At 42.0% G+C, this 6148-nt stretch carries 2 protein-coding genes; both read right to left on the bottom strand.

The features are described from left to right. On the bottom strand, positions 1-4259 hold a 4259-nt coding region (locus K1I56_RS09830), incomplete at its 3' end, for an accessory Sec-dependent serine-rich glycoprotein adhesin (RefSeq protein ID WP_223325865.1). A gap of 236 nt (positions 4260-4495) precedes the next feature. Continuing rightward, entirely contained in the window at positions 4496-5953 is a 1458-nt protein-coding gene (gltX, locus tag K1I56_RS09825; protein WP_223325864.1) for a glutamate--tRNA ligase, read from the bottom strand. Positions 5954-6148: the final 195 nt, after the last annotated feature.

Raw genomic sequence — 6148 nt, 5'->3', positions numbered from 1 at the left:
GCTGATACAGAAGCTGATGCTGAAGCCGATGTGCTCAATGATGCTGATTGGCTCGCTGATACTGATGCTGACTCAGACGCTGATGCGCTCAATGACGCTGATACAGATTCAGATGCAGATGCTGATTCAGATGCTGATACTGATGCTGATGTGCTCAATGACGCTGATTGGCTTGCTGAAGTAGATGCTGATGCTGAAGCCGATGTGCTCAATGATGCTGATTGACTAGCTGATACTGATGCTGACTCAGACGCTGATGTGCTCAATGATGCTGATTGGCTCGCTGATACAGAAGCTGATGCTGAAGCCGATGTGCTCAATGATGCTGATTGGCTCGCTGATACTGATGCTGACTCAGATGCTGATGCGCTCAATGATGCTGACGCTGACTCAGATGCTGAGACAGATTCAGACGTTGATGTTGAAGCTGATTCTGATGCAGACTCAGACGCTGATGTTGATTCAGAAACTGATTGGCTTGTTGAAGCTGATTGTGATTCTGAAACAGATTGCGAAGCTGATTCTGATGCAGAAGCTGATGTGCTCAATGATGCCGATTGGCTTGCTGATACTGATGCTGATGCTGAAGCCGATGTGCTCAATGATGCTGATTGACTAGCTGATACTGATGCTGACTCAGACGCTGATGTGCTCAATGATGCTGATTGACTTGCTGATACTGATGCTGACTCAGACGCTGATGTGCTCAATGATGCTGATTGGCTTGCTGAAGTAGATGCTGATGCTGAAGCCGATGTGCTCAATGATGCTGATTGACTTGCTGAAGTTGATGCTGATGCTGAAGCTGATGTGCTCAATGACGCTGATTGGCTTGCTGATACGCTTGCTGATTCTTGCGCTGATGTGCTCAACGATGCTGACTCAGATGCCGATACTGACGCTGATTCTGATGCTGATTGGCTTGCTGATTCTTGCGCAGACGTGCTCAACGACGATGACTCAGATGCTGATACCGATGCTGATTCCTGTACTGATTCAGACAATGATGTAGAAGCTTGTTCTGATATAGACTGTGAGTTAGATACAACTTCTGATAATGATTGTGAAGCTGATTCTGATGCTGAACCTGAATCTGATTGAGATTCGTCTTTCAACTTATAGATATAAGTAACATTCTTCTCACCTGAAGCCACTTTACCAGTCGTATCATCATCACCTGTCCAGTGACCTTGGCTGTCAACTTGACCTACTGGGTAATTACCAGCTTCTACAAGTTCGTAAGTTTTACCTTCAAATTTAATTTCTTTAGGACGATTATCTACTACTGTATCATAATCCTTCTCAAGTGGTTGATCTTGCTCATCAATAACAGATCCCATGATCGTATTTCCGTTAATATCTTTATAATGAACGAAGACACTTCCAACTTCCTCATAAACGTAAGTAATGGTTGATTTTGGTTTGTCAACTTTACCAGTAATAGGGTCTGAAGACTTCAAATGACCGTTTTCATCAACATCTCCTACTGGGTAATCACCTTTAGGTACAATCTTATATGTCTTACCATCAGTGGTCTTGATGATATTTGGCTTTTCACCTTTTTCAGTTGTATCATATGGTGTATCATATGGTGATTTAGGTGTATCTTGACGAGATTTTTGGATTTCGTTACCTTTCGTATCTACATAAGTGATAACAACTTCACCTTCTTTTGGTGTTTCTTTCACTTTGTATATATACGTTACATTCTTATCTTCTTCAGCTACTTTACCAGTTGTTGCATCTGATGATGTAAGGTGTCCTTGGTCATCAACTTGACCTACTGTGTAAGTTCCTGCTGGAACCAATTCATAAGTCTTACTTTGGAACTCGATTGTTTGTGGACGGTTATCGATTACTGTATCGTAGTCTTTACCTACTGGTTGTTCTTTTTCATCTGTTACAAATGCTTTGATTGTGTTACCTTCAGTGTCTTTATAGTGAACGTAAACATTACCTTTAGACTTGACAAAGTAATAGTTCACATCAGTTGAAGGTTTAACCGCTGATGTAATTGAGTAGTTATTAGAGAATGATGAATAACCCTTCAATTCAGAGTATACTTTACCATTTGGTGCTGTTGGGTCATTCGCAACAGATCCTTCTGCTTGGATTTCTGGAACTTTACCAGCAATGACATTGTAACTGTTATTACCAGCTCCGGCAGGTGTCAATGATGTGCTTGGAGCACCTTTGAATGGACGTGGATAAGTGTGTAGAGTTCCGTCCATTTGTTTATAAGTATCTGTCTCAGTAGTAGACGACCAACCAGTGATAATGAGGGATTTGCTTCCAGCTGTTTCGTTGACTTCAATATAATAGTCACCATTTTTGCTGTTTACTTTTGTAACTTTAGTCTCATCAGCTTTCCACTCTTCACCAGCTTTATTCACTTTACTTGTGTAGACGAGTGTGTACTTAGATACATCTTCAGTACCAATATCTGATGTAGCAAAATTGTTCACTTGAGATGGATCAAGAGCGTAGAATTTCGTTACAGTTGAGCCATCAGTATCAACGATTTCAGAAATACGTTTCACGTAGTAATGGTTTGCTCCACCTTGAAGTTCGACAAGTTTTTGTCCAACAACACCCTTACCGATAATACCTGATGTCTTTTGAGTTGTATCTGTTGTGGCAGCTACCTGTTTGTAACCGACAATCTCACGATTTCCTGAAGCTGTGAATTGTTGTCCTGCAAGACCTGTTTGCGTATAGCTTGCAAGAACTGTTTCATTTCCAGTTGGTGTGTATGTTTTACCTTCTGTGTACTTGCTACTGTCAACGACTTTATAGTAAGTTGTTTGATCAGCTTTAGCATAAGGAACAGAAGTTTGAACGTTTTGTTTGTCTTCACCTTGGTTACCTGGGTAGTTAGTATCACGGATTTGAAGTGTTTCATACTCAAGGTTCGCATTTACCAATGAGAAGGTTACGTTACCTGGATTAGTTCCGTTAGCAGGTGCGTATGTCAAAGTGTTGGTTACATCAGAGTTGTTGTTGGTGATGTAGCTTGGAAGTGAGATATTGCTTTCTCCAGCATGAATAGTACGAGTGTAAGCTTCTGTACCATCAGACTTCTTAACGATACGCAAGTAAACATCTGGGTTAGCTGAAAGGCTACCTGTGATTGCTGAACGGTCCACTGAAAGTGTAGCGTAGTAATCAAAGTTTGTTTTAGCACCAGTAGCGTGGTTTGTTTTAAGGAATTGCCATACACCGAAAGTGAAACGATCTGTGTTTGGATCCAAAGCATAACCAGCTTCATTGAAAGCTGCATCTTCAATCGTTGCACCATTAGCATTTGAAATAACTGGGTTAGTATCTACACTACCAGTAGTGCTTGTTGAGATTGGTGCCAACTGAGCTGAAATTGCTGGAGCACCGTTTACTGTTGTGTTACCAGTAAATCCTGCTGCAGTCAAGGTTGCCATCATGTCATCTACTGACTTGCTCAAGCGTTCGCGTTGGTCTGCGTATGATTGAGCTGAAGCATTAGCGTTGATCAAGCTATTGCTTGCTGTCAATTCTGTTTGAACTTTAGCGATGGCAGCATCAAGTGCTGCTTTCTTTTCTGGAGCTGAAACAGTTGCTGAGTAGTCTCCTGCAATCTTGTTCAACAATGCTGCTTCTGAAGTGTTTTGTTCCAAAACAACTTTATCTTCAGCTTTCGCTACTGTTGTAGTGCTTTCTACACTTGCTTCAGAGCCAGCTGCTACTGTTGATTCGCTTGAAGCTGCTGAAAGTTCTGCTGAACCTTGTTCGCTCAATGAAGCTGAGTGAGATACAGATACGCTTGTAGAGGTTGAAGCACTTGCAGATGCAGAAGCGCTAGCTGATTCTGTTGTTGACTCAGTTGTTGATTCTGTAGTTGATTCAGATTGAGATTCAGTTGTTGAAGTTGTACCAAGTACAGTACTTCCTTGCTCTACAAGAGCTTCACTTGAAAGCTCAGATGCAGTCGCAACGTCTGATCCTGTCTCATCTGCTTTTGCAGTATTCGCTACTGTAGCTGCACCAAAAACAGCCCCAGCTGCTACGATCCCTTTGAGCAAGCCACGGCTTGTCATTTCTTTCACTGATACTGCATCTTCACGCACTTCAGCTACAACAGTCTCTTCGACTTGACCACGAATGACTTTCAAAAGACCAAAGTTAGAAGTCGCAGCACGCAACCAGTTTTTACCTGATTTGATCAATTTGAAACGGGTCACACGATCCGTTTCACGGAATTCACCGTTCGAACGTTTAAAAAACATTTCTGTCTCCTTATTACATTTTTTATTTCCCTAACATTATAGACTAATCTGTCGATTTTTGAAAGCAATTATCCTTAATTATTGCTATTTTTTTATAATTTTTGTTTTAGATAGTAATAAAATCGTTTTCAGTAGGATCAATTTGTCAAACCGGGGCAATTTTTTGAAAAAATCCTATAATACTTTGACTTTAGAGATAAAACAAAAAGCCCCATTTAATAGGGACTTTCTGATAATTATCTGATTTTTTCCAACATGTTTTCAATGTGTTGGATGGATTTTTCGCGTCCAAGTAAATAGATGGTATCTGGCAATTCAGGACCATGCATTTCACCTGAAACGGCGATACGGATTGGCATAAAGAGATTCTTCCCTTTGATCCCAGTTTCTTTTTGAACTGCTTTGATTTGTGGGAAGATATTTTCTGCCACAAACTCATCGTCTGACATGGCTTCCAATTTCGCTTTGAAGGCTTCAAGTACAGTCGGAACCGTTTCACCAGCCATGACTTCTTTTTCTGCATCTGTCAACTCTGGGAAGTCTGAGAAGAAAAGGTCTGTCAATGGAACGATTTCGTCCACCGACTTCATTTGTGGCTTGTAGAGTTCTACAAACTTCTCAGCCTTGTCTGTCAAACGTCCTGCTTCTTCGAGGAATGGCTTGGCCATTTCAAAGATAGTCGCAAGATCCGCATTCTTGATATACTCATTGCTCATCCAGTCCATTTTCTTCTGGTCGAAAGCAGCTGGAGACTTGCTGAGACGGTTTTCATCAAAGAGCTTGATAAGCTCTTCGCGAGAGAAGATCTCGTCTTCCCCACCAGGGTTCCAACCAAGAAGAGCGATAAAGTTAAAGACTGCTTCTGGAAGGTAACCCTTCTTACGATAGTCTTCGATGAACTGAAGGGTGTTGGTGTCACGTTTAGACAACTTCTTACCTGTTTCAGAATTGATGATAAGGGTCATGTGACCGAACTCAGGTGCTTCCCAACCAAGAGCTTCATAAACCATGAGCTGTTTTGGTGTGTTAGCAATGTGGTCATCTCCACGGATAACATGAGAGATTTGCATATCGTGGTCATCGATGACAACGGCAAAGTTGTAAGTTGGGTAGCCATCTTTCTTCTGGATGACCCAGTCCCCACCGATATTGCCACCTTCAAACTCGATATCGCCTTTGACCATATCATGCCACTTGTAGATACCAGACTCATTCACTGCCAAACGAACCGTCGGGATGATGCCCGCTGCTTCACGTTCTGCAACGTAAGCTGCTTTTTCTTCTTCGCTCATCCCAAGGTATTCGTTGATGTAGCGAGGTGTTTCACCTGCAGCTTCTTGGCGTTCACGTTCAGCCGCTAACTCTTCTTCAGTGACATAAGATTTGTAAGCTTTTCCTTCCGCCAAGAGTTGGTCGATGTATTTTTGATAAAGTGGTAGCCGTTCTGATTGGCGGTAGTTTTCGTGCGTCTCAGGGCTTTCATCCCAGTCCATGCCCAACCAACGAAGGTTTTCAAGCTGGGAACGTTCTCCGTCTTCAACGTGACGTTTGCGGTCCGTATCTTCGATACGGATGATAAAGGTTCCACCATGATGGCGCGCATACAAGTAGTTAAACAATGCTGTACGAGCATTCCCGATGTGTAGTAGTCCAGTTGGACTTGGTGCATAACGCACACGAATATCTTTTGCCATATTTCTCTCCTCTTATCTTGTTCGCTATTTCTAGCTCATTTTTCAATCGTTCCTATTATACCACAAAGAAAGCAGGACTGAAATGAATAAGTGGCCTTTCTAGCTTTTCTTCCTATATATAAGAAAAGAGAGTGGGACAGAAATCGGTAATTCGTTAGAATTCGATTTCGTCGTCCCACCTCCGCACAGTTGAGT

The sequence above is a fragment of the Streptococcus parasanguinis genome, assembly GCF_019929185.1.
In the GTDB taxonomy this organism is placed as follows: domain Bacteria; phylum Bacillota; class Bacilli; order Lactobacillales; family Streptococcaceae; genus Streptococcus; species Streptococcus parasanguinis_O.
Note: the sequence above shows the minus strand (reverse complement) of the source record. Positions and strands in the feature narration are given on the sequence as shown.